The sequence below is a fragment of the Amphibacillus jilinensis Y1 genome, from assembly GCF_000306965.1.
Classification (GTDB): domain Bacteria; phylum Bacillota; class Bacilli; order Bacillales; family Amphibacillaceae; genus Amphibacillus_C; species Amphibacillus_C jilinensis.
The window spans coordinates 594,081-617,963 of the sequence record NZ_JH976434.1 but is presented as its reverse complement, the minus strand read 5'-3'; the positions used below and the strand labels follow the sequence as shown (position 1 = coordinate 617,963).

The following is a 23,883-nucleotide window of genomic DNA, read 5'->3' as shown; positions in this document are numbered from 1 at the left end:
TCGATACACCGAACAGATATATAATAAATTAACATTGTCAAAATAACAAGTATTTCTGTTCTTTATTGTCGAATTATGTCGATATATTAATAGAGAGAAAATTAGAGGGGGATTTAAGTGTATTGTAAAAAATGTGGTTCAAAAAATGAACATAAGGGAAAGTTTTGTAACAAGTGTGGCGTTTCCTTAACTCAGATGGATAAGCAACAAGAAAGTGAAGAAATAACGAAAAAACAAAGTGTTCAGCCCAAATCGCCGATGTCTAAAAGAAATAAGTTAATCGTGGGTATTGTCCTTTCTTTGGCCTTATTATTTTTTATCAGTTATCAAGTGTTGGACAACTATTACGCAGAGGATGCTCAAATTGATAGACTTATAGCATCAATAGAAAATCGAGAGTCAAGTGATTTTGTTAAGCAGCTTGTCACATATGATCCGAGTTTTGAGGTGACGGAAGAATCTATCGCACCTTATATGGATTATTTAAATAATAATAAAGAGTATTTAAGTCGTTTAGTTGAACGCATGAGGAATAGTAATGATGCATTTAATTCAAGTCATGAGCTATACATAGAACAAGAAGGCTCATATTTTGGCTTGTTTGATCGCTATCAATTAGTGATAAATCCTGTTTACTTAGCAATTGAATCATCAATTGATGGGGCAGTAATTGCAATTAATGATGAAGAAGCGGGTATTTACTACGCTGATGAATTGGTTTCTGTGGGTCCTGTCGCGCCAGGACGCTACCAATTTAGCGCTGCTGTTGACTCAGATATCCCGCTAGAAAATGTGAAGACAGAAGACGTTTTATCAACTGCTGATACTTACTTAGTAACGATTCCTTTAAGAAGCATTCACTTTTCCGTCACATCGGATATAGAAGATGCGACGGTTTATCTAGACGATGTTGAAATTGGCGTACTATCAGGTGGAGAGGGGCAATTTGGACCGCTACCTCTAAATGATAATAGTTTGCTTCAATTGAAGAAAGCGTACGAATCGGACACGCTAGCATCTGAACCTGTCCATGTAACAGAATATCAGGATGACTATCATATCTTACTTGAACTTGTAAATGTTGAATTGGCTCAATCTACATTAAATTCACTTTATCAAGAAGTAGGTTACTTAATTAGTTGGGGGGATAGCGCCTCTGGATTATCGGACATACAGGCGTTACTTGTTGATGGTCGTGATAGTAGTTTATACAAAACGTTCACCAATACAGCTGATCGATACAATGATGACGAAGAAGTGCGAAGTGTTCATTATACAGCAAATATTCAAGAATTTGAGCAACTTGATATTTATGATTATGCTGTCATCTATGAATTAGATGTTGAAACACGTCATTATTTTGGATCAGATCAAGATGATTTTACGCAAACATTAACATTTGAGGCAATCATGGTCTATGATGAGGAGGAGCAAGTGTTAAAGCTAAAATCAGCTGACCTCATTGAAGGTTGATAAATTGAGATGATCAGCTAAAAGTAAAGCGAGCTTCGTAAAGTTCTCGTTATATAGATGCTTGACTTAGACGAAATGGAAAACAAAAGTAACGACAAGCGCCAACAGTAAGATGTATGTATGGAGCTAAATAATATGAAGGATTTTAAAAGGAGATTGGATATGGTAAACCAAGAAAAGAACTGTAAAGCGTGTGGTTCAAAACAATCAATAGAAAATGATTTCTGTATTGAATGTGGCGATCAATTTATCACAGAGCAAGTAGATCAAACTGAATTATCTAGTCAAGAAACATTTACACCAGAAAACAACAAGCGATCAATTAATCATGTCATTAACCTCATTAAAACAAATAAGCGATTATCTTTTTTAATCAGTGCCTTTGCGATTGTTGGACTTATATTTGTTATTTTTTGGGGATCTCATCCCCTTCAAGGAACGTGGGGAGCATCTGAAACGTATGCTAATGATTATGAGGAAAAAATCACTGCAGAAATTAGTCGAAGAGGAAATGTCGAGCTCCTATTGGAATCGCTTGGGGGGCATCAGATAAATTCGACGATGTCGTTCTCTGTAGCTAAAGATGACGAAGAATCAACTAGAGCTTATACGGTGTTTTATATAGATGATTTTAAAGAAATGACTTATGACGCACCAAATGATCAGCAAATCACGATATCAGGCGATGTCACAAGTGAATCATTTAGAGAGCTTAATATACCTGTTGTCAATGATTTGGGATTTATATTGTATCATGATACTGAAGGTGACGAAAAATCAATTGAGTTAATTCTCTCAGGTGCTGGTATTACACTAAGTCAGCAATAGTATCTTTATTTAAAGTACAAATGACGTTGGTAGATTGAATCCCCACTCGTATACTTAACAAGGGGGGCAATCACATACCAATGTCATTTTTTATATTATTAACTAACAAAATTGTCGTTTTAATCGATCATATGATTAAGCTAGCCGAGCATCAATGATGAAGCATGGTAAGCCCCTTTTTGATAGTGGTAGTTGATCAACCCGATTAAGCAATTTAATCGACTAATCATCCAAAATGAAGGCTAAATACAGTTTGACATAGTCGTTGATGTCTTTAGGATCATAGCCAGTATAGTTTTTCAGTTTATTGAGCCGATATTGGCATGTATTTTTATGAATAAATAAAGTTTCACAGCTTTTGTTAATACTTTTGTTGTTGGCACCATAGGTTAATAAAATCTCTTTAAGTGTTTCACGCTCTTTTTCTGGGATAGCGCCAAGCATTTTATCTACAAAGGCTGTTTTTGCTTCTGTCTTCAATGTTGTGATCAGCAGGCCTAGATCCATGTCGTGATAAAAGACGATCGATTGAGCTTCAACTAATGCCCATGTTAATGCATGCTCTGCTTGCTTAAAGTGTTGATAAATCGTGACAGCTAAGTTTTCCACTGGACTGATACCAAAGTGATAGTTTAATTTTAATTCGTGAAATAGGAAGTGGTTTAATTTATTGAGTTCATTAGTTACAGTCGCGGCATGATTGGTTTTAAATAATAAATATACGGTATCTTGTAATACCGTATAATGGCACGACTGGTTATGGGTGAAATAATGGTCGAGCCCATGATAGACATGTTCTTGATTACAGAAATACGATGAAGGTTTGCCAACAACACAGGTATAATTAAGTGATCGATCAAAGTCAAGTAAGCTGAGTTGTGTTTTTGTCTGTTCATCCCACTGCTTATGTTGCCGTAGTGTTTCGATTAATAGCCGGTCCTGTTCGCGTTTTTGGAAAGATAACGTATTTAAATAATTTTCCTTTATTAAGATCTCTGTCATTTTCTTAATAATTTCACCATATTTCTCGACTTCTTCTTTTTCACCAGTAATGCCAATAACTCCGATGGTCTCGGTTTCCATTCTAACAGGAATATTAATCCCCTTTTTTGTACCGGTGAACTGTTGATCATATTCAATAATAAGATTTTGATTGGTTTCAATGACGGTTTTTGCTCCGCCGTGGAAATTGCCGATTCTGTCAGGGTCAGTACTGGCAATAATGACACCTTTTTGATTCATATAATTAACTTCTTGATTAATTATCTGCTTCATTTGTTCGACAATTTCTTGTGCTAATGCCACACTAACGTTCATCTGTGTCTCCTCCTATTGCTGTTTTTGTTCCCCATAGCATTAATCTTAACTTAAGTCGATTTGTTAATGAAAAAGAGTAAGCGCGTTCAATAGTATCGATTCAGTAAATATATCCAAAGTTACAAAAACGAATTGTTTAGTCTGCGTACCGAAAAAATTGTGTTTTCCTTCACAAATATCAGTATAGAAAATATATCTATTCAATGCAAGGATATAGTAAACTTAGCAACGTAGTAAACGTTTACATGATGAGGAGGATGACGATGATGGGAGTTGAAATAGGAGCATTAGGAGCTATAATAGGTTTGCTTGTTGCGATTGGCTTAATTTTTCTTAAAACCCCACCTGTCTATGGTTTAATTATTGGTGCTTTAGTAGGCGGGTTAGTTGGTGGCGCTTCGTTACCAGAGACCGTTGAGTTAATGATTGGTGGTGCACAAGGTATGATGACGGCTATTTTAAGAATACTAGCCGCTGGGATATTGGCTGGTGTCTTAATTACCACTGGTGCTGCCGAATCAATTGCACAAACGATTATTGAAAGAATTGGTGAAACACGTGCCTTATTTGCTTTAGGATTGGCTACATTATTATTAACTGCGGTCGGTGTATTTATTGATATTGCTGTTATTACAGTAGCACCTATTGCACTTGTTATTGCAAAGAAAGCAAATATTAGTAAAACAGCGATATTACTAGCTATGATTGGGGGTGGAAAGGCTGGGAATGTGATGTCACCTAATCCCAATACAATTGCTATCTCAGAAGCGTTTGATGCACCGCTTACTTCGGTTATGCTTGCTGGTGTGATTCCAGGTTTAGTCGGTCTATTTGTCACTTACTTTTTAGCGAAACGCTTAACAAATAAAGGTGTTCATATTTCAGATAGTGATTTGAAAAATAATGACCAAGCGAATAAGCAACTACCGAGCTTCTTTAGTGCGATGACGGCGCCACTTGTTGCTGTGGTGTTATTATCATTACGTCCATTATTTGATGTCATTATTGATCCGATGATTGCATTGCCAGTCGGTGGTTTAGTCGGTTCACTAGTAATGGGGCAAGTTGGTGGGATTTTGAAACAAGCACAATTTGGATTGCAGAAGATGTCTAATGTTGCCATTCTGCTTATTGGTACGGGGACGATTGCTGGTATTATTCAAAATTCAACATTAGGGACACTATTAATTGATGGGGTTTCTACGTTAGGTTTACCGATTTTCTTACTTGCACCTTTATCAGGTGTACTAATGTCAGCTGCGACGGCTTCAACAACATCTGGAGCGATTGTTGCTAGTTCCGTCTTTAGTCAACCGTTACTGGATTCAGGTTTTAGTGCACTTGGCGGTGCAGCAATGGTGCATACAGGAGCAACCGTTCTCGATCACTTACCACACGGTAGCTTCTTTCATGCAACAGGTGGTAGTGTATTGATGGGCTTCAAAGAACGTTTAAAGCTTGTACCGTATGAATCATTAATTGGTTTGGTGCTCATGTTGATATCGATTCTACTTTATGGCGTAATGGGCATAGGTTAATAGATTAAAAAGGGGGATGTATCGAATGCATATTGTTATTGCACCTGACTCATTTAAAGAAAGTTTAACGGCTTATCAGGCAGCTCGTGCGATTGAGAAGGGTATTTTAGCGGTTGATCAAGCAACAACCATTACCAAAGTGCCAATGGCTGATGGTGGTGAAGGAACGGTTCAATCACTTGTTGATGCGACAGGTGGAACATTAAAACAGTTAACCGTGCAAGGGCCAAGACAAGCACCTGTTGAAGCATTTTACGGTTTGTCAGGTGATGGCAAAATTGCTGTTATTGAAATGGCAGCTGCAAGCGGTATAGATAAATTAACAGTCGCTGAAAGAAATCCGGAAGAAACAACGACATATGGTGTCGGTGAATTAATAAGAGATGCGTTAGAGACTGGTGTTGAGGAAATATTACTCGGTATTGGCGGTAGTGCAACCAATGATGGCGGTGCTGGTATGGTTGTTGCTTTAGGTGGACAATTGTTAAATAAGGCGGGTGAGTGCATTGCTCCAACGGGTGGCGGCTTAAGTGAGCTGGCTACGATTGATCTTAGCCAACTTCATCCACGCATAAAAGATGTTACATTTAATGTTGCATGTGATGTTGATAACCCACTGACAGGCCCACAAGGTGCTTCAGCAATATATGGCCCGCAAAAAGGAGCGACAGCACAACAAATTGAGCGACTTGATCAAAACTTAGCACACTATGCCAGAATGATTGAAGAGGTAACAGGCAAAGCGGTTGATAAAGTGCCTGGGTCGGGTGCTGCGGGAGGCTTGGGTGCTGGATTACTGGCTTTTTTAGGTGCCGAGTTAAAACGAGGTGGCGATTTGATGGTTGAGTTGTTAGATCTTGAAACAAAGATTAAACAAGCTGACCTCGTCATTACGGGTGAAGGTGGCATCAATCATCAGACCATTTATGGGAAGACACCAATTGCGGTAAGTAAAGTCGCGCAAAAATATCATAAGCCTGTTATTGTGCTTTCTGGATGTATCAATAGTGGTTTTGAATCTGTTTATGACTATGGCGTCGACGCTGTTTTCAGTGTTATACCTGAATTAACGACATTAGAAGAAGCCTTACAGCGCGGAAGTGAGAATCTTACGCGAACGGCTCGTAATGTGATGGCGGTATTAAAATTATCACAATGATTAGTGGCATTTTAGGTTAATAAAAAGTCATATAACGGCATCGCTGCAAAAACGCTTCGATGTCGTTTTTAAGTGCCCGCAACACTTTGTAAATGCTCAAGAAAGTCTAAAAAGGGTCAACACATTTTCAAGAAATAACCGATAATAGCTATAGACTGTACATGGGCGATGACACAATTGGGTATTAATATTTGGTGCAGTCAAGTTGGAATTTGCTGATTTAATAACAGATGGCAGCTCGGAATAAATCACAGTGTATTAAGGTTGAATGGAAATACAGGCGAAGGTACAAGTCCTGCTTGCCGATATAAGTAATGATTTAAGTAGATAAGACAATTTATCACAGATAAGCTCGTCAAATGTCCGACGCAAAATAGAGAGCAGAGCTCATTTATTTAGGTGAGAGCTAACGGACACCACTGTCCTAATCCATTCAGCTAACCATCAGTGGGTAGGTAAGATCGTAGCCTAAAACCAGAAGGATTACAGACTAAGACCACTACGTCCTGTAGTCCTACGCTCACTGATTGCAGGCTCGTTTTATCAGAATCATCTGTCAGGTGAGGATGAATCCTAACTATCATAAAAAGAAAAGAGTGAAAAAATGAAAAAGGTCATTTTTATTGATGTTGATGGAACGTTAGTGAATGACAATGGAGTAATTCCACCATCAGCAAAGGTTGCTATTCAAAAAGCTAGAGAAAATGGTCATCTTGTCTTTATCTGTACAGGTCGGTCCAAGGCAGAATTGTTTCCGGACATATTAGCCATCGGATTTGATGGGGTCATTGGTGCTGCTGGTGGCTATATTGAAGTCGCAGATGAAGTGATTTGTCATGAAACAGTTGATCGGAAAAATGTAGAGCATCTTGTCACTTTTTTTAATCAACATCAAATTGATTTTTATTTAGAATCTAATGGTGGGTTGTTTGCAAGTCCATACTGTAAAAGTCATATTCGGAAGATCATCGCAAACTATTTAGCTGAACACCCAGAAGCTAAAGAAGAAGTGGAACAGGGCATACAACATTTTCATGATGCTTTGCAAGAAGAGGAGAATCTGATTAGAGATGATATTAATAAAATTTCATTTTTAGGGTCAGACGTTCCGATTGAGCGCATTAAACAAGAGTTTGATCAGATATTTCATGTGATTCCGAGCACTGTTCCGTTATTTGGTGATAACAGTGGTGAACTATCCGTCCCTGGTATAGACAAGGCAACGGCTATTGTTAAGCTATTAGATCATTTAAATATAGATAAGAGCAGTACCTTTGCTTATGGAGATGGGCTTAATGATTTGGAAATGATCAATTTTGTCCAACATGGTATTGCAATGGGAAACGCTAAAGAAGCATTAAAACAAGCGGCTGATGATATTACGGATAGTCATGACGAAGACGGGATATTAAATAGTTTTAAGAAGTACCAATTGATTTGAAAGGTTTCTATTTTAAAATGCTTTATTAGCAGATCAGTTCTTATCAGTTCAACAGCTACCTCCTAGGGGGTAGCTGTTTTTTTGTAAAAGAAGCTTAAATCAGTTGACTTTTTCTGCTTTATCTATTATGGTTATATACATAAGTATATAACCGGTTTACCGGATGACTTAATGATGACTCTAAATGATTGAAGGGATAAACATGCGTGCACCTTTTGAACAAGATAAGCCGATCTATGTGCAAATCCGTGAGAAAATTGAAGATCAGATTATTAATGATCAATTAAAAGAAGGAGATCAAGCTCCTTCAACCAATCAATTGGTTAACTTTTATAAAATAAATCACGCCACCGTTACAAAGGGCGTCAACCAATTGGTTGAGGAAGAAATTCTATATAAAAAAAGGGGGATTGGTATGTTTGTCACGCTAGGAGCAAAAGACAAACTAATCCAAAAGAGGAAGGCAACTTTTGTTGATGATTATGTGCGTAAGCTAGTCCGTGAAGCAGATAAATTAGGTATTACAGAAAGTGAAGTCGTTGATTATATAAAACATGTAAAAGGTCGTGATAAAGAATGAATGTCAAAGCAGAACAGTTATCTTTAACTTATGGCAAGCATGATGCGCTTAAACAGGTAGATTTTGAATTAGATAGTAACAAGATATATGGCTTGCTTGGAAGAAATGGTGCAGGAAAAACATCGCTGTTATCCATTATTGCTTCCTTTTTAAAGCCAAGTTCAGGAAAACTTACTATTAATGGGGAAGTCCCTTTTGAACATGCTGAAATCATGCAACAAGTCGCGCTCCTTTATAATAAAGACTATCAAGATGAAACGGATAGTATTAAAGATACGTTAAGCAATATTGAACGCTATCGCCCACAATTTGATCGTAACTATGCTGATGATTTGGTCAAAAAATTCAAGTTGGATGTAAACAAACCGATTAATAAGCTGTCTAAAGGCATGCAAGCTGCGCTAAACGTGACGATAGGATTGGCCACACGCGCGCCAATCACCATATTTGATGAAGTGTATCTTGGCATGGATGCACCAGCACGGGAGCTTTTTTATAAAGCATTATTAAAAGATCAAGAAGAGCATCCACGAATGGTGATTTTGTCAACCCATCTCGTTTCAGAAATGGATTACCTTTTTGACGACGTTCTTTTAATACACGAAGGGAATATTTTGCTTCATGAGGGCTATCACTCCCTTATTGAAAAAGGGGTCAGCATTACCGGTGATGTAGCTGTCGTTGATTCGTTTGTTCAAGGCAAGACCGTACTACGAACCGAACAACTTGGGGATACCAAATCTGTTATGCTTTATGGCGGACTTGATGAGGATGAGGAGCAGCTAGCTATAAGTGAAGGGCTTCAAATAGGGCCAGTGGCGTTACAAGATTTGTTTATCCATTTAACAGAGGAGGAACAGCGATGAAGAAACCTTTAATCTTCCTGAAAGTAACTAAAGACCTATTTGTTGTTCAACTTATGTGGGCGCTTGGTTTTTTAGGTGTCATGTTGGCGATTCACACCATTAAAATAGTTATCAATTATACACAAGGTCATGAAGTCGAGAGTTATTATCATTCGATCTTTGTTGCAAATCATATATTTATGCTGATTATTGGCATAATTGTAATTACTTTTCTGCCTTATTGTGTTGAATTAGGTGTGACCAGAAGAGATTATTATAAAGGGACATTTCTTGCTACACTTGGACTGTCGTTTGTTATTCCGACCTTGACGACGTTTGTTACAAAGGTCGAACAATTAATTTTCCGTTATTTAGCTATACCAACAAAAGAAATGACAATAAATGAAATAATACTAGATATTGACCGTGATTTTATCGGTGATATTGTTCAATCAGCGATTATATCTCCTTTTGTTGATCCGCAGACTAATCCATGGCTAGCGATTTTTGTTTTTAGTATTCACGCATTGATTTATTATTTAGTCGGTTGGTTAATTAGTGCAAGTTTTCGCCATCATATGATTGTGGGCCTGCTATCTATTGCTGTATCGATTATTTTAATAAGATTAGAGGACTTATTATTTAGAGTATCACTTGATTTGCCGCTACCAAGTGGACCACTTACGATGGACTTTCTACCATCAAGCGTTGCTGGATTAGGGATTGTGTTGATTATCGGGTTATTGGCTTGGTTGATTCGCCAACTAACGAAAAATATGGCGATAAAAATATAGCACTTTGCTTTCTATTTTAAGGCGCGCGTTTTTACGGACGGTTATCTGTAACAAAAAAAGTTCTGTTTAATGTAACAGAACTTTTTTTGTTGAGTGATCGGTGTCTATGATAAAGGTATGAAAAAAATGTGGTCAATTTAAATGAGAATAAATGGTTTAAATTGATAACGTTTTCGACAAAACATTTTAAAATTTTACAAAATTGTCTAGTAAACGATAAAGTAGCAATGTTACTATAGAGATAGTTGCGCTTTCTATAAAAGCGTGCAGAACGATATTAGAAATAGAGATAAGGAGAGGGAATATGACAGAGGAAGTAACCAATAATGAACAAGCAAAAAGTAAAAAGAAAATTTTTATAGCAGCAGGGGCGGTGATGTTGTTAGCCATTGTCATTTTTTTCGTTTTCTTCTCATCGTCACCAAAAGAAAAGTATTTTTTAGCTGAACGTAACTACTATCAACAGTTACAAGATGAATTTGAGGCGCGTTATGCTGAAGAGTTGGCGTGGTACGAGCATAGTCAAAATAACGCTATTGAATCAACGCTTCAATTGGCGCTTAATTTACCTGAAAGTTATGGCTATGGCATCGATGGGTCATTTACTGAGCTATTAAACAGTATGGAAATTACAATTACTGGTGCATTAGATCGAGAGGAAGAGAAAATTTTAGGTGAAGTCAGTGGTGAGTTAGCAGGTGTTGAAGTTGATGGATTAAATGTGTACATAGAAGGAAATCAATTGTATTATAACATGCCTTTTACCGACGACACATTAATGATTGACGGTAATAAATATGGTGAGTTAATGTCAAATTTAAATCCTTATTATGAAGGTGAAGATGAGTTAGATTTTAGCTTTTTATTCGACACAGACAATTATCTTCTAATGTCTGAGGAGGATCTTGACTATATTCAAGCAGAATATATCGATTATCTTTATCAAGCGATTCCGGAAGAAGCATTTGACGTATCCGATGAAACGATCACTTTAGGTGACCAAGAAGTAAAGACTGAGAAGATTGACATGCACTTGTCAGATGAAGTGGTTCAAGGCATTTTGAGCGACTTGCTTGATAAGCTTGAGGATGATCAGCGTTTAGAAGATATTATGATCGATATGATGGTCGATCAACAGTCAATGAGTGTAACGCCATTTAGTTATTATTCAATGGGATCAATGGAAGATATTTATAGAGATGCATATCAAGAGATGATCACAACGTTGCGTTATGAGTTGGAAGAAGTGTATATACCGGGACAATTGCGATCTACGATTTGGGTTCATAGTGATATTATTGTAAATCGTGAATTTGTTTTTGATATTTATAATACCGACCATGATGTAACCGAGTCTTTAGAAATTAATGGAACGCATGATGTCACAGGTGAAGAGCAACGGATTGATTACTTAATGACGGTGACCGATCATTGGGGCGACCAAGGGACATTAGGGATAGAAGCAAATTTAATGCTGGACGAAAATGGCTTTAAAGATGAAATTATCCTATCATTGGATGATCAAGGCCAGCTTATCATTGAATTGGATGAACAAAATGAAGATGATGGAACGAAATCATTCGATCGTCGCTTTGCGATTGAAAGTGCAGGGATGTCAATAGGTTCATTAACTTGGCATGGTCAGTCTAACTTTGATAATGATATTATGAGTGCAGAGCACCATATTTCTTTAGCGGAAGAAATGTATGGTTATACGGAGCTATTTGGTTTAACGGTTAATCAAGAAGAAAAAACAATAGGTGGTATTGAGCAACCACCGATGAATGAGTTGAAAGTATTAACAGATATGGATGCTGATCAGTTATACGATTATGTTGAATCAGAACTGTCTCTACAAGCAGAAAATTGGCTGCAACAATTTATGTTTGAATCTTTATATTAGGAATGATTTAGCGGGTGAAGCAGATGGATGGTTTTCGAATCGTTTCAGTGTTAATAAGAAATAATTTCAAGCGATTAAAGGGGAAGTGGCTGTCACTTCCTCTTGTTTTGCTTGCTCCGATTATTCTTTTAAGTGTCATCGGCTATTTGGTCATTGCTATAGTTGAGCAACCTACGCAGGAGCCAATTCATGTCGGTATCGTTAATTTGGATCAAACGGATCAAACCCATTTGCTTGTTCACTTAATGGAAGAGGTTTCTAAGTCGATTGATTACATTGATGTTACCTCATATCAAGAAAGCGATGCTGAAGCGGCCATTGCCGCAGAGCAACTGGATGCCTATCTTTATTTCCCTAGGCAGTTTTTCTCGTCATTACTTCGTGGAGAATCGGTGCAGCTAGAGGTTGTGGGTCATCCGAATAAAAGGCTAGAAGGCCAGCTTGTCCAAGGATTTGTTGACAATATCGGTGATTATATTGAAAGTGCGCAAGCCAATATATTAACGGTTGATTATTATGCAAGCACATTGTTGGCAGGAGAAGAACGGCAATTGTTATTGTTTGAGCAGTTCCAATCTTTTTTCTTTCATGCTTTAGCAAAAGATCAAGCCTTACAAGAACATGAAGTGCAAATTAGTCTATATAACTCGCCACTTGTGTATTTCACTATCGCGATTTGGTTTGTATTAATAACGATCTGGTTGTTTAGCTTATATATTATTTTGCACAAACACGATGATCGTCGGATGAAAAAGCGAATCATACTATATGGTTTAACCGATTTACATGAAGCAATTGCGTTGCTTATTACACTGTTGGTAATTATGATCGTGTTAGCTATCAGCTCATTTGCTCTCATTCATTATTGGTTACAGTTATCTTTAGCCACTGATCAGTTATGGTTTATCGCTTTATTAATGGGTTTGTACATCTTTATCTTTTCAGAGCTATTCATAGTAATTGATTATTTACCGTTGAGTCAGAGACTAAAGCTAATCATCCAAATGTTAGCTATGGTTGGCATACTTTTGTTTAGCGGTGCAACGATTCCACAAGTTTATTTTCCTATGTCTATCCAAGATGGAGTGGGCTATCTCTTTTCTAATCATGTGTTTACTTGGTTAGAACAGATTATTTTACATGGCCGATTTCATGCAGAATTTGCTTTACTATATGGATATAGTCTCATTAGTATCTTCTTAATATCTATTGGTTCAGTAATAAGGGGGCGAGTTAAATGATGCAGTTATGCATAGCACGACTGATGCTCTGGAAACAACATGTGCTCAGTTATCTATTTTGGCTCTGGCTTCCGTTAATTGGGACGTTACTGTTTGTCCCGTTCATAGAGGATGTAAGTGATGAATTTCTTGTCCCGATTGGTATTGTGCTTGAAGAGGAAACGGAATTGGCACAACAGTTATATCAAACCATTGCACAAGCAGATACAGTTAATGTTGAACAGTTTGAAGAACAAGAGGCAATTAGCCGTTTAAACCGCAATCAATTAGATAGTGTCTATCTTATTCGTGAAGGTTATCAAGAGCGGATTGAACATGGTGAACAACGGTATTTGGTTGAGGCATATTATACCGAGCACTCAATTGCCTACCCTTATGTAAAAGAAATGGTTACCTCTACTATCTTGGCGGATACAGGCAAAGTTAAAGCAGCATCAGCTGTTGTTGGTCTTGCAGAAGCTCATCAACAATCAGATAAGTGGAACAGTGATGAGATTTTAGCTACCGCTGAGCAGCTTTATCAGGCCTCTTCAATTCTGTCAACAGACCTTACGATAAGCGGTGAAGATCGACCGATTGCTGAGCATGATGAACCCAAGCTGTATTGGCTAGTATGGGTGCTCCTTAGTACGTTATCAACCTTGTTCCTATTTGATTGGATCATCACTGAAAAAAGCCAACATGTGCGGCTTCGTTTTCAATATATGAAAGTGAGTTATCGTTGCTTTTTACTGAACAGCTTGATGATGATGCTTATAATATTGTTGCTGGTTGATGGGCTGACGTTTCTGGTTCTAAATGTGTATCGTGGAGAACAGCTTAGTATACTAACACTGTTCAGCTATCGGGTTACGATTGCTGTCTTCTCGTTTTTATTAGCTATGATTTGGAAAAATCGTTATTTCTACCAAGCGACAGCCATTAGCTTTGTCTTATGGCTAACGTTGATCAATAGCTCTTTTAAAATAGAAGGAGAGGCTTATCAATTGATTCAATCGGTGATGCCGCTAAATCCGTTGCGTGCCTTTTTAAATGACCATGCCTCATGGCGTGGGTTAATGTTGGTTGTGATTGGTTTGGCCTTATGGTATGCCAAGGAAGGAGGTTTCTATGCTCGAAATAAGGGAAGTAACTAAAAAGTATGGAAGAAAACATGTTTTAGATCGAATCAATTTTCAGATTATGCGAGGTGAAGTGGTCGGTTTAATTGGTGAGAATGGTGCTGGGAAATCAACCTTATTGCAAATATTAGCGACACTAATGTCACCAACATCGGGGCAAGTCCTCTTGTATCAACAACCTTATCACAAACATATTAAACAAGTGCGAAAAAAAATCGGTTATGTGCCACAAGATATTGCTTTGTGGGAACAATTATCTGTTAAAGACAATATGGTTTTTTTTGAAAAGCTGTCTTGGGTAAACAGGACAGAACAACAATTGAAGCAGATTTGTACAGATATGCAACTTAACCAATGGAAAGAAAAGGTGAAAAACTTATCAGGTGGTATGAAAAGAAAGCTTAATCTTGCCATTAGTTTGATTCATGAACCAGAGCTTCTGTTATTGGATGAGCCAACCGTAGGTATTGATCTTAAGTCTCGGGTAGAAATTAATGCATATCTTAAAGAGTTATCGAAGCAAAAAGGCACAATTATTATCTATACTTCACATGATATGAGTGAAATAAAAGAGCTGTGTGATCGTGCGCTTATTATTGGTGATGATCCGTTTTATCACGACATACTTAATCAGTAATCTGGGAATGCTTGTCTGCTAACATCCACTTAGTTGTTACAAGTATCATTGTTGACATTAAAAGTGTTAAGAGGGATAGATTAACCCTTAGATAAGCGCCCCACTGCTTCGTTAGTTGTTGTATACTAGCTTATCCAGTAATAGTAACAATCAGCTATTTCCGTTCATTAGGGAAGAAGGGCTCTTTGCTAATCCGACTTTATACCAATGCGTTCAAAGTTTATATCATAGTTGATGTTAATCGTAATTTGTGAAAACAATTGCTGCCAGTTTGCGTTGGTTTGTACATGTTTGTCCCAGTATTGCGGGAGCTTGGCCCTAACCCGTTCACCAAACCCAAAGATATCGATCTGATTTTGTTGCATATGTTGCAGAAATAGCTTTGTGTCTTTTTCCATTATTTTTTCCGTATGATGATTCAAGCGTTCAACATCTTCGGCTCTATTAATTTCAATTGCAAAGGCAGATTTTTCTCTGATTTCAGCATCTACGCTAACGTGTAGATCAATTTTAGGCAGACCTTTATCAAGTTTAATCTGATATTCGACGTCGCGATTCCTTGACATTGCTAAGATATGGCCGTCATCAATTGGAAACATGATGTTAGCTCCACTCGGATTAAACCCAGTCACAGCATTATAGATTACCACTTGGTAAGGCTCAATCAAATTGACCATTTTAGCACCTTTAAAACAGGCCATCCCACTCATTCGAATATTATTGTCATGAACTTCAATATAAGGCAGCATGGCTTCTTCACCCAAACTTTTCTGATTGACCCAGAAATCGCCGAGTCGTTTTTCAGGGAACTTGCCAAGCTCGACGGCGTGATCTAATGTGGTTGATAAATAAATGGCGGGAATTTGCTCGAGCTTTGGTGAAACAGCCATCGTTGCGGCGGCGTCCCCTTTAGCCACAGCGAGCCAGACCGTTCTTCTAATTTCATTCCGACGTTGAAAATAATCGTCGATCGTTGCTAACCCTTCTTTTGCTACCTCTTCTGAGACAATAATAACTTGAAGATGTCCAAAGAAAAGTTCATGGGCTAATTTTTGTTGCATACTTTGAATGGCGTCACCGATTGTGTAGCCATACCCTTCAACGATCCAAACATTATCATCAACAGCGCCACCTTCGGCTCCCTCTTCTGGACCTAAAGCGACTTGTCCAGGCACAGCGAGTTGTGCCGTCATTTTATACAATCCTTCTATATTTGCCGAACGATATTCGGGGTGGGTAATGTAATCTTCTTCAATTTCATGATGATCAGCCTGATCAATTGCTAAGCCTACGATTGTCGCACGTAATTCAATTTCAACCTGATCCCAACATCCACTAAGAAGGAGCAAACACGTAACCACGATGATACACATTATTTTATTGCGGCGTTTCATTTGCTGTCCTCCTTTTTTTAAATAGCGTGATAATCACTAAGATCATTAATAAGCTAGTCGTTATCGCGAATGTTATGTGTCCTATTTGTTGCATAAATTCATAGAGTTGAACATGATTATCAAAGGTACGCGCAATTAAGAAAAAGGCGGGCGAGAACAAATAGGGTAATTTAGTATGTGACATACGGCAGCTTTGTGCAAAGAAGGAGGTCGCGATCAAATAGCCACTGAAAATCGTTGTAAACCCGGTAATGACCCAGAATAAAATAAAGAAGACATCCAACCTTTGCAATGGTGGAATGGCTAACCTTATCGTTCGAGTTAGAGCTAGAACAGGCCAGACTTCATCTTTTATTTGTTCTACACCGAATACGGCATAGGTGACCGTTGTCATTAGCATAATCATCATAGTAATAATTAGCCAGCCGATCACCCCGCCTTTTAGAGCTTTTTTAGGACGCTTTATATTTGGGATCACTAAAAACAATGTAAATAACCCAATTTGGAAAAAAGGCAAGATGACGATGTCGATACTTGTTATAAAGATTTTGCTTAACGTGATCCCATTCCCTAAAACCGGGAGGATGTTACTGTATTGACCACTAGGGAAGGCAAGGCTAATTAATAAAAGTCCAGGAATAATAATAAATGGGAAATAAAAATAGTTAATGTACCCATAGTCGATCAACGATTTTTGGGTTGAAAGTGCGACGGTTAAGACTAAAACAAAAATGGTAATTTCAACGGGTGTTTCCCTTAATAAAGTGGTGGCCATGACCTCGGTAAATTCTCGAATAATAACTGAAGTTAAAATAACATATTGTATTGAAAAGCCAATCGTTACAATCCTTCCTAACGTTTTTCCGAGATGGAGACAGATAATTTCAAAGAAATTGTGTTGAGGGTATGCCGATGTGATCAAAAGTATAGCCATTAGAAAAATAAAAAACAAGACTAAGCCAATAAAGGTTGCCAAAATACCTGCTGTGCCGGCGTTAGTTGCCCCCCAGCGTGGGAGAGAAAGCACACTAATACCGATGGTGCTATTTACAAGAATGCAAATATATTGCAGCATCGTGAGTTGATCAACCTTTGTTTTCATGATGGCCCCCCCTTTTTTAATGAATGGCTTACTTCAGTCTTTGCTTGTGTTTCGTATTGAGGGCATCTGGACGATACTTTAACCAACGCAACGGTGTGCGTATAATCGCATCTTTAAGATCATTCCAATTCCCTGGAGAGAGTGGCTGTAAATAGGGCACACCAAAGGAACGAAGTGAAAGTAAATGGTTAGAAATGATGATCCAACTGATCATAAAGCCATATAAACCGAGGAGGGTTGTCATAAGCAACATTGGGAATCGTAATAACCTTAAGGCGATTGCGATATTGTAACTCGGTGTTGCAAAAGATCCGATCGTCGTTAATGCAATAATAACAACGGTTAATGGGCTGACAAACCCTGCTTCAACAGCAGCTTGTCCAACGACAAGCACACCAACAATGCTTAGAGCAGCCCCAATCTGTTTTGGCATTCGGATCGTGGCTTCTCGTAGAATTTCCATGGCAATTTCCATTATAAATATTTCAAGAAATAGCGGGAAAGGCACACCGGTCCGTCCACTTGTTATCGCAATCGCAAATCGGGTTGGGATTAATTCCGGGTGAAAAGAAATGGCTGCTAAGTAAAGTGACGGCATAATCAATGACAATACTAAGGCAATAAGTCGAATCATCCGAGTTGCTGAACTTATTAGGAAGTGTTCATTGTAATCTTCAGGCGTATGCAAAAATTGTGTAATCGTTGCTGGGGCAATTAAACCAAAGGGAGAACCATCAACAATAATAGTGACCCGACCCTCAAGTAAGTTTCCAACGACGACATCTGGTCTTTCGGTATACTGTATTTGAGGAAATGGTGACTTAGGGGCATCCCGAATCTGTTCCTCAATATAACCAGCATCAAGAACACGGTCAGTCTTGATCTGGTTTAAACGGTCAATAACACTTTCAAGTAAGCTCGGATTTACAATTGAGTCTAGATAAAAGACAGCCACTTTTGATTGGGTCAGTTGTCCAATTTTTAATGACTTAATTCGTAAGGAAGGTACAGGAAGACGAAATCGAATTAATGAAATATTTGTTGATAACGATTCGATAAACCCATCTCGTGGACCACGAATCACTTGTTCAGCTTCAGGTTGGCTAATGCTACGTTCAGCTACATCGAATGTATCAAAAGCAAAAGCAAGCTTGATCTGGTCAACTAAAACAATCGTGTACCCTCGTAAAATATGCTCAATAATAGATGTCCATTTTGTTTCTTCACTTCCTCGCGTTTGATAGATAAGTTCTTCGTAGATGACTGTTTTGATCTGTTCAAAAGTGAGTGCTTCAAATGAATAGTTGGATTGTTGATTCATTAAAGGTTTTAAGATATCTTGATTAATGCCTTTCTTATCTACAATACTATCTAGATAAATAATAGCTGCAGGATATTTGCCAATTAGTTTAAAGGGGCGAACAGTGAAGTCACTATCCCGATCAAAAAAGCCCTCTAATTTATCAATATTTGTAGATAGGTTAGGGTCGACCTCTCTCTCGCCTTGTTTAAGCATTGTATTTAAAGCATCCGTTTGTTTAGGATTGGATCGTGTTTTTTTTCGAGCCATTATAATACCCCTAACATGAGATATGAGTGATTGCGCCCGAACAAATGGGCAAAAGAAAAGTTATTGCTATTAGTATGAGGCGAATGGAAACATACTATGCGCTAATAAGAAAAAGTGTTTTCAAAGGTGTTCTAAATTGTCGAGGGTAGTGAGTAACAGAAACGAGGGTTGATCGTTGAATCGATAATGAATGCAACTATTCGAATCCATTCATCTGTATTTTAAGCTATCAAAGCTGGAAAAAGAAAAAGAACACTTACAATCGGTTGAGTTTGTAAGTGTTCTTTAAAGGGGGAAATGACGTTCGATTCACTTCCGTTTTCTCCATTCATTTAATTTTCTAGTCACGTCAATACTCGGGATGAAATAGGCATGTTGAAGCTCAGTGACAAACACATGTCCATTATGTTTAGTTGTTTCTAAGATGTGTCGTGTTGGGATTGGGAAATAATAAGAACTGATCGGACTATAGAGCATGGCTACTTCTTCACCAAAATCGTCATCATGGTAAATGGCAAGTGCTATTAAATTGCATTTTTGTTTAATCATCCGAACACACCTCACTTTTTAAGTTGATTTTATCATAGCATGTTTTACAAAAATTAGATAGTATTTCCTTGATATAGTAAAAGAAAAACATATGACATTAGCACCGACATCATTTATAGACGCGTCAATTACACCTTTCGATCAATTAACGATTGTAAAGCGCCCAGTGATAGGAGGTTTGTTTTATACACATGTAATGTGTCGAGAACCGCTATAGCTTACTTGTGTGTGTTACATTTCGTAATCCCTTCGCTAAGGCGTGAAGGAAGCAACACCATTGGGCTGTCGCGTCATGGAAGCGGGACAACGCGCTAGTTGTACCTTTTTGTTGGGTATGCGTATATTAGAAATTGAGTGGTTTCAAAATTTCTACCAAAACTTAGTTTGTCCAGTAGACAAACAATACATTTTTTGCTATTATGTAAGCGTATTCAAATGAATGAAGAATAGAAAGGGGTATCGATTTGCAAAAGTTTAATGTGACTATTATTAAGTGGTTAGGCTTCGTTATGTTGTTTTTTCTGGTTGCTTGTGGGCAAGCGATTGATCAAGATGTTGGAGGAGAAAATCTTGAATTAGAAGGTGAGGAAGATGCTGATTTAACGATTGGTCTATCGGTGGCTGATTTAACACTTGAACGTTGGCAACATGATCGTGATATTTTTGTAGAAACAGCTGAAGAATTAGGAGCAAATGTTCTTGTTCAATCGGCGGATGGTCAAGACGAAAGACAACTTTCACAAATCCAAAATATGCTTTCACAAGGAATAGATGTGCTAGTTATTATTGCTAATAACTCAGATGCTTTAAGTCCTGTAGTTGAACAGGCAAATGATGAAGGGATACCTGTTGTCGCCTATGATCGCTTAATTAATAATGCACATGTTGATGCCTATGTCTCATTTGATAATGTAAGCGTTGGAGAAATGCAAGCCGAATACTTAGTTGAAAATGTACCGAACGGAAAATACTTCTTGCTGGGTGGGGCACCAACAGATAATAATGCCCATATGTTTAGAGAAGGTCAGATGAACGTTTTAGATCGACTGATTGATAGTGGTGATATAGAGATTGTTGGGGATCAGTGGGCTGATGGATGGTCAGCGGAAAATGCACTTAGCATTGTGGAGAACGCCTTAACTTCTAATAATAATGATATTGATGTCATTGTAGCGACAAATGATAGTACTGCTGGTGGTGCGATACAAGCATTAAGTGCACAAAATTTAGCTGGAGAAGTTGCTATTTCTGGTCAAGATGCTGATTTAGCAGCTGTTCAAAGAATTGCAGAAGGTACGCAATCAATGACGATCTATAAACCGATTCGTGCGATCGCCACAAGAAATGCGGAAGTTGCTGTCCAGTTGGCGAACGGAGAGGCCATTCAAGTTGATGAAACTGTAAATAATGAGGTAACTGATGTCCCCTTTATAAAATTAGAGCCTATTCCTGTTACACAAGATAATATTATCGATACAATTATTGCAGATGGATTTCATAGTTACGATGATATTTATCGGAATGTCCCAGAGCAAGATAGACCTGATCAACCCTAGAAAATAGGATGCCAAAATGTAGCCAAAGGAGGAGAACGTGTCTCCTTCTTTGGTTATATGTTAAAAAATGTTATAGGATGAGTGCCAAGGCTTTCGCTCGTAATCTAAAGCTTGTCATAAAGGCGGTGAAAAATAGTGGGTAATTACGTGTTAGAAATGAAGGAGATCACTAAGGCATTTCCAGGTGTAAAGGCGTTGGATCGTGTTAGCTTTTCTGTGAAAAAGGGAGAGATTCATGCTTTATGTGGAGAAAATGGTGCAGGGAAGTCAACTTTAATGAAAGTATTAAGTGGTGTATACCCGACAGGAAGCTATCATGGCGATATTTTCATAAATAGTAAACCGGTAGCATTTAGGGATATAAAAGAGTCTCAAGACGCAGGTGTAGCGATTATTTATCAGGAATTAGCTTTGGTACCAGAGATGACAGTAGCTGAAAATATTTTCTTAAGTCATGAGCGCATGAAAAAGCCTGTTATTGATTGGCATGGTCTCTATGCTGAAGCGCAATATTGGCTTGAACAAATAGGATTAAAAGTTGATCCGCAAATGCGAGTCAGTGATTTGACTGTTGGAAAACAACAACTTATTGAAATTGTTAAAGCGCTTACGAAGAAGGCCGATATTCTTATTTTAGATGAACCGACTGCAGCATTAACCGAGAGTGATGTTGACGTGTTGATGCACCTATTAAGAGCGCTTAAAAGCAAAGGGGTCACGTGTATTTATATATCTCATAAGCTTGGTGAAGTACTAGCTATAGCGGATACGGTGACGGTGTTGCGTGATGGGAAAACCGTTAGTACAGATCCCATTGATGTTTTAACAGAAGATAAAATTGTTTCAAAAATGGTCGGTAGAGCACTTACTGAATTTTTCCCATATCAAGCGCATCAAATTGGAGAAGACGTTTTAATGGTTCAAGATTATCAATTTAAACATGGTTTGACAGGCGAGATGCTTGTCAAACATGCATCTTTCAATCTACGGGAAGGTGAAATTCTTGGTGTGGCTGGTTTGATGGGCGCCGGGCGAACAGAGTTGTTTACAAGTTTGTTTGGTGGGTATCCCGGCACATCATCAGGCCAAGTCGTTATTTCTGGTGAAACAGTTAATATTAGAAAGCCTTCAGATGCTATTGCTAAAGGCTTAGCTTATGTGTCAGAAGATCGCAAGAAATATGGGCTAGTCATGGGCATGGAGATATCGAAAAATTCAACATTGGCTGCTCTGAAAAAAGTGATGCCGAATCGCTTAATTGATCGGACGCTAGAAGTGAAGAAGGCTGAAGAGTTAACGGAAAAAATGCGGTTAAAAACGCATTCGCTAGAAGTAGATGTTTCACAATTAAGCGGAGGAAATCAGCAGAAAGTTGTTTTAAGTAAATGGTTATTTACTGATCCAAAAATCTTGGTCTTAGATGAGCCAACAAGAGGAATAGATGTTGGGGCTAAATATGAAATTTACAAAATTATTAATGAATTAGCTGCTCAAGGTGTTGCGGTTGTTATTGTCTCCTCAGAATTACCTGAAGTGTTAGGGATGTCTGATCGGATCATGGTCATGTCAGAAGGTGAAGTCACTGGGCATTTGAGTAGGGCAGAAGCGACACAAGAGAAGATTATGACCTATGCCACGCTAAGGAGGGGTAAAAATGAAGCAGTTAAAGCATCAGGACGTTGAACAAAAGCCGAAAATGGACATTAGCTTAAATATACAAGCGTATACTTTAATCATTGCATTAATAGCGATTGCGCTTATTTTTAGTTTATTTACAGGTGGAGAGTTTCTATCACCTCGTAACTTATCCAATTTATTTAATCAAATGGCAGTGATCTCAGTCTTATCAATTGGGATGACCTTAATTATTGTTACTGGACATATTGATTTATCAGTTGGCTCATTAGCTGGCTTAGCGGGTGGAATTGCAGCAATTCTTCAGGTTTGGTATGGATGGGGAACGGTGTCTGTTATTGCGGTTGCTATTATAGCTGGTGCGTTACTTGGGTTGTGGCAAGGTTGGTGGGTGGCTTATCGTGCTGTGCCCGCCTTTATCGTTACTTTAGGTGGTCAGCTCATCTTTCGTGGGATATTAATTGGTATAAGTCAAGGTCGAACCATAGCTCCTTTAGAACCAAGCTTCCGCTTTATTTCAAATAGTTATCTTCCATATAGTTTAGGTTATCTTCTTGCGATAGTTATGGTTGCTCTGTTCTTTTTCTTAACGTGGAAAGATCGGATCAAACGAAATAAGTTGGCGCTACAGCTAGCTTCACCACTTGTTGACTATGGGAAAGTGATGATTTATGGTGCAGGAATTCTCTTAATTACATTTATGTTAAGTCTTTATTATGGGGTGCCTTTACCGATGCTGATCGTTGTTTTCTTTGGTAGTCTGTTTATTTTTGTTTCGAATAAGACAGCATTTGGTCGCTATATCTATGCGATCGGTGGCAATGAAGAAGCGGCGGCCCTATCAGGAATCAATATTAAACGACATACCCTTTATGTTTTTGTATTAATGGGGGCTTTGGCTGGCTTAGCAGGCATTATGCTAACCAGTCGATTAAATGCTGCCACGGTAAGTGCTGGTGATATGTATGAGCTAGATGCGATTGCCGCTTGTGTCATTGGTGGCGCAAGCTTAACAGGTGGGAAAGGAAAAATCGTTGGTGCCATTATTGGCGCGTTAATAATGGCGAGTATCGATAACGGGATGAGCATGATGAATATTCAAACCTTTTGGCAATATATTGTTAAAGGTCTGATTTTAATCGTGGCGGTGTGGGTTGATATTTCAAATAAAAAACAGACCGCCTAAATTTGTCAAAGTGT

At 38.2% G+C, this 23,883-nt stretch carries 20 protein-coding genes; 15 read left to right on the top strand and 5 right to left on the bottom strand.

The genetic code is table 11. From position 1 onward, the window contains the following. Nucleotides 1-117: 117 nt before the first annotated feature. Nucleotides 118-1,473 carry a zinc ribbon domain-containing protein gene (locus B494_RS0103455; protein WP_017470972.1) on the top strand — a complete coding sequence of 452 codons (1,356 nt, stop codon included), beginning with the start codon at nucleotides 118-120 and terminating at the stop codon, nucleotides 1,471-1,473. A 162-nt stretch (nucleotides 1,474-1,635) separates the two neighbouring features. Further along, nucleotides 1,636-2,301 carry a hypothetical protein gene (locus B494_RS0103450; RefSeq protein WP_017470971.1) on the top strand — a complete coding sequence of 222 codons (666 nt, stop codon included), beginning with the start codon at nucleotides 1,636-1,638 and terminating at the stop codon, nucleotides 2,299-2,301. A 222-nt stretch (nucleotides 2,302-2,523) separates the two neighbouring features. Here B494_RS0103450 and B494_RS0103445 read toward each other — a convergent pair whose 3' ends face one another. Beyond that, the gene (locus B494_RS0103445; RefSeq protein WP_017470970.1) at nucleotides 2,524-3,618 is read right to left on the bottom strand and encodes a CdaR family transcriptional regulator; all 1,095 of its coding nucleotides are present in this window, start codon (nucleotides 3,616-3,618) and stop codon (nucleotides 2,524-2,526) included. Nucleotides 3,619-3,821: 203 nt separating this feature from the next. Here B494_RS0103445 and B494_RS0103440 point away from each other — a divergent pair, with 203 nt between their 5' ends. The 10 genes from B494_RS0103440 (at nucleotide 3,822) to B494_RS0103395 (ending at nucleotide 14,877) form a co-directional block, all read left to right on the top strand. Then, nucleotides 3,822-5,156, top strand: a complete 1,335-nt coding sequence (locus tag B494_RS0103440; protein ID WP_338131625.1) for a GntP family permease — start codon at nucleotides 3,822-3,824, stop codon at nucleotides 5,154-5,156. Nucleotides 5,157-5,181: 25 nt separating this feature from the next. After that, a complete protein-coding gene (locus B494_RS0103435; RefSeq protein ID WP_017470968.1) occupies nucleotides 5,182-6,315 on the top strand; it encodes a glycerate kinase in 1,134 nt (377 codons plus the stop codon). A 604-nt stretch (nucleotides 6,316-6,919) separates the two neighbouring features. Continuing rightward, entirely contained in the window at nucleotides 6,920-7,756 is an 837-nt protein-coding gene (locus tag B494_RS0103430; protein ID WP_017470967.1) for an HAD family hydrolase, read from the top strand. A 202-nt stretch (nucleotides 7,757-7,958) separates the two neighbouring features. Further along, entirely contained in the window at nucleotides 7,959-8,336 is a 378-nt protein-coding gene (locus B494_RS0103425) for a GntR family transcriptional regulator (RefSeq protein WP_026065134.1), read from the top strand. Then, the gene (locus B494_RS0103420; RefSeq protein ID WP_017470965.1) at nucleotides 8,333-9,202 is read left to right on the top strand and encodes an ATP-binding cassette domain-containing protein; all 870 of its coding nucleotides are present in this window, start codon (nucleotides 8,333-8,335) and stop codon (nucleotides 9,200-9,202) included. Before B494_RS0103425 ends, B494_RS0103420 begins: the two co-directional genes overlap by 4 nt. Beyond that, nucleotides 9,199-9,975, top strand: coding sequence for a hypothetical protein (locus B494_RS0103415; RefSeq protein WP_017470964.1), 777 nt, complete (start codon nucleotides 9,199-9,201; stop codon nucleotides 9,973-9,975). The genes B494_RS0103420 and B494_RS0103415 overlap by 4 nt, the downstream gene beginning before the upstream one ends. A 304-nt stretch (nucleotides 9,976-10,279) precedes the next feature. Continuing rightward, the gene (locus tag B494_RS0103410; RefSeq protein WP_017470963.1) at nucleotides 10,280-11,878 is read left to right on the top strand and encodes a DUF6583 family protein; all 1,599 of its coding nucleotides are present in this window, start codon (nucleotides 10,280-10,282) and stop codon (nucleotides 11,876-11,878) included. 23 nt (nucleotides 11,879-11,901) lie between these two features. Next, the gene (locus B494_RS0103405; RefSeq protein WP_017470962.1) at nucleotides 11,902-13,119 is read left to right on the top strand and encodes an ABC transporter permease; all 1,218 of its coding nucleotides are present in this window, start codon (nucleotides 11,902-11,904) and stop codon (nucleotides 13,117-13,119) included. Then, nucleotides 13,116-14,255, top strand: a complete 1,140-nt coding sequence (locus tag B494_RS0103400) for an ABC transporter permease (protein WP_017470961.1) — start codon at nucleotides 13,116-13,118, stop codon at nucleotides 14,253-14,255. Before B494_RS0103405 ends, B494_RS0103400 begins: the two co-directional genes overlap by 4 nt. After that, nucleotides 14,230-14,877: an ABC transporter ATP-binding protein gene (locus B494_RS0103395; RefSeq protein WP_017470960.1), complete on the top strand. Its 648-nt coding sequence runs from the start codon at nucleotides 14,230-14,232 to the stop codon at nucleotides 14,875-14,877. The genes B494_RS0103400 and B494_RS0103395 overlap by 26 nt, the downstream gene beginning before the upstream one ends. Nucleotides 14,878-15,065: 188 nt before the next feature. Here B494_RS0103395 and B494_RS0103390 read toward each other — a convergent pair whose 3' ends face one another. From B494_RS0103390 to B494_RS0103375, 4 genes are all read right to left on the bottom strand, one after another. After that, complete coding sequence (locus B494_RS0103390; RefSeq protein ID WP_017470959.1) at nucleotides 15,066-16,271, bottom strand: Ger(x)C family spore germination protein; 1,206 nt, start codon at nucleotides 16,269-16,271, stop codon at nucleotides 15,066-15,068. Further along, the gene (locus tag B494_RS0103385) at nucleotides 16,255-17,373 is read right to left on the bottom strand and encodes a GerAB/ArcD/ProY family transporter (protein WP_017470958.1); all 1,119 of its coding nucleotides are present in this window, start codon (nucleotides 17,371-17,373) and stop codon (nucleotides 16,255-16,257) included. Before B494_RS0103385 ends, B494_RS0103390 begins: the two co-directional genes overlap by 17 nt. A 28-nt stretch (nucleotides 17,374-17,401) precedes the next feature. Beyond that, on the bottom strand, nucleotides 17,402-18,943 hold the full coding sequence (locus tag B494_RS18890) for a spore germination protein (protein WP_017470957.1): 1,542 nt from the start codon (nucleotides 18,941-18,943) through the stop codon (nucleotides 17,402-17,404). A gap of 309 nt (nucleotides 18,944-19,252) precedes the next feature. Next, nucleotides 19,253-19,492, bottom strand: coding sequence for a hypothetical protein (locus tag B494_RS0103375; protein WP_017470956.1), 240 nt, complete (start codon nucleotides 19,490-19,492; stop codon nucleotides 19,253-19,255). Nucleotides 19,493-19,956: 464 nt separating this feature from the next. Between B494_RS0103375 and xylF the strand changes: the two genes are divergently transcribed. The 3 genes from xylF to B494_RS0103360 all read left to right on the top strand — a co-directional run bounded on the left by xylF (nucleotide 19,957) and on the right by B494_RS0103360 (nucleotide 23,869). Next, nucleotides 19,957-21,048 carry a D-xylose ABC transporter substrate-binding protein gene (gene xylF / locus B494_RS0103370; RefSeq protein ID WP_017470955.1) on the top strand — a complete coding sequence of 364 codons (1,092 nt, stop codon included), beginning with the start codon at nucleotides 19,957-19,959 and terminating at the stop codon, nucleotides 21,046-21,048. A 156-nt stretch (nucleotides 21,049-21,204) separates the two neighbouring features. Continuing rightward, nucleotides 21,205-22,731 carry a xylose ABC transporter ATP-binding protein gene (locus B494_RS0103365; RefSeq protein ID WP_033193523.1) on the top strand — a complete coding sequence of 509 codons (1,527 nt, stop codon included), beginning with the start codon at nucleotides 21,205-21,207 and terminating at the stop codon, nucleotides 22,729-22,731. Then, nucleotides 22,703-23,869 carry a sugar ABC transporter permease gene (locus B494_RS0103360; RefSeq protein WP_017470953.1) on the top strand — a complete coding sequence of 389 codons (1,167 nt, stop codon included), beginning with the start codon at nucleotides 22,703-22,705 and terminating at the stop codon, nucleotides 23,867-23,869. The genes B494_RS0103365 and B494_RS0103360 overlap by 29 nt, the downstream gene beginning before the upstream one ends. Nucleotides 23,870-23,883: the final 14 nt, after the last annotated feature.

Bases quoted from the DNA above. Each gene is read 5' to 3' on its own strand.
- B494_RS0103360 (WP_017470953.1), top strand. From the start codon at position 22,703: ATGAAGCAGTTAAAGCATCAGGACGTTGAACAAAAGCCGAAAATGGAC.
- B494_RS0103400 (WP_017470961.1), top strand. From the start codon at position 13,116: ATGATGCAGTTATGCATAGCACGACTGATGCTCTGGAAACAACATGTG.
- B494_RS0103435 (WP_017470968.1), top strand. From the start codon at position 5,182: ATGCATATTGTTATTGCACCTGACTCATTTAAAGAAAGTTTAACGGCT.
- B494_RS18890 (WP_017470957.1), bottom strand. From the start codon at position 18,943: ATGGCTCGAAAAAAAACACGATCCAATCCTAAACAAACGGATGCTTTA.
- B494_RS0103415 (WP_017470964.1), top strand. From the start codon at position 9,199: ATGAAGAAACCTTTAATCTTCCTGAAAGTAACTAAAGACCTATTTGTT.
- B494_RS0103425 (WP_026065134.1), top strand. From the start codon at position 7,959: ATGCGTGCACCTTTTGAACAAGATAAGCCGATCTATGTGCAAATCCGT.
- B494_RS0103365 (WP_033193523.1), top strand. From the start codon at position 21,205: ATGAAGGAGATCACTAAGGCATTTCCAGGTGTAAAGGCGTTGGATCGT.
- B494_RS0103420 (WP_017470965.1), top strand. From the start codon at position 8,333: ATGAATGTCAAAGCAGAACAGTTATCTTTAACTTATGGCAAGCATGAT.
- B494_RS0103440 (WP_338131625.1), top strand. From the start codon at position 3,822: ATGCAAGGATATAGTAAACTTAGCAACGTAGTAAACGTTTACATGATG.
- B494_RS0103445 (WP_017470970.1), bottom strand. From the start codon at position 3,618: ATGAACGTTAGTGTGGCATTAGCACAAGAAATTGTCGAACAAATGAAG.
- B494_RS0103375 (WP_017470956.1), bottom strand. From the start codon at position 19,492: ATGATTAAACAAAAATGCAATTTAATAGCACTTGCCATTTACCATGAT.
- B494_RS0103390 (WP_017470959.1), bottom strand. From the start codon at position 16,271: ATGAAACGCCGCAATAAAATAATGTGTATCATCGTGGTTACGTGTTTG.
- B494_RS0103395 (WP_017470960.1), top strand. From the start codon at position 14,230: ATGCTCGAAATAAGGGAAGTAACTAAAAAGTATGGAAGAAAACATGTT.
- B494_RS0103410 (WP_017470963.1), top strand. From the start codon at position 10,280: ATGACAGAGGAAGTAACCAATAATGAACAAGCAAAAAGTAAAAAGAAA.
- B494_RS0103450 (WP_017470971.1), top strand. From the start codon at position 1,636: ATGGTAAACCAAGAAAAGAACTGTAAAGCGTGTGGTTCAAAACAATCA.
- B494_RS0103405 (WP_017470962.1), top strand. From the start codon at position 11,902: ATGGATGGTTTTCGAATCGTTTCAGTGTTAATAAGAAATAATTTCAAG.
- B494_RS0103385 (WP_017470958.1), bottom strand. From the start codon at position 17,373: ATGAAAACAAAGGTTGATCAACTCACGATGCTGCAATATATTTGCATT.
- B494_RS0103430 (WP_017470967.1), top strand. From the start codon at position 6,920: ATGAAAAAGGTCATTTTTATTGATGTTGATGGAACGTTAGTGAATGAC.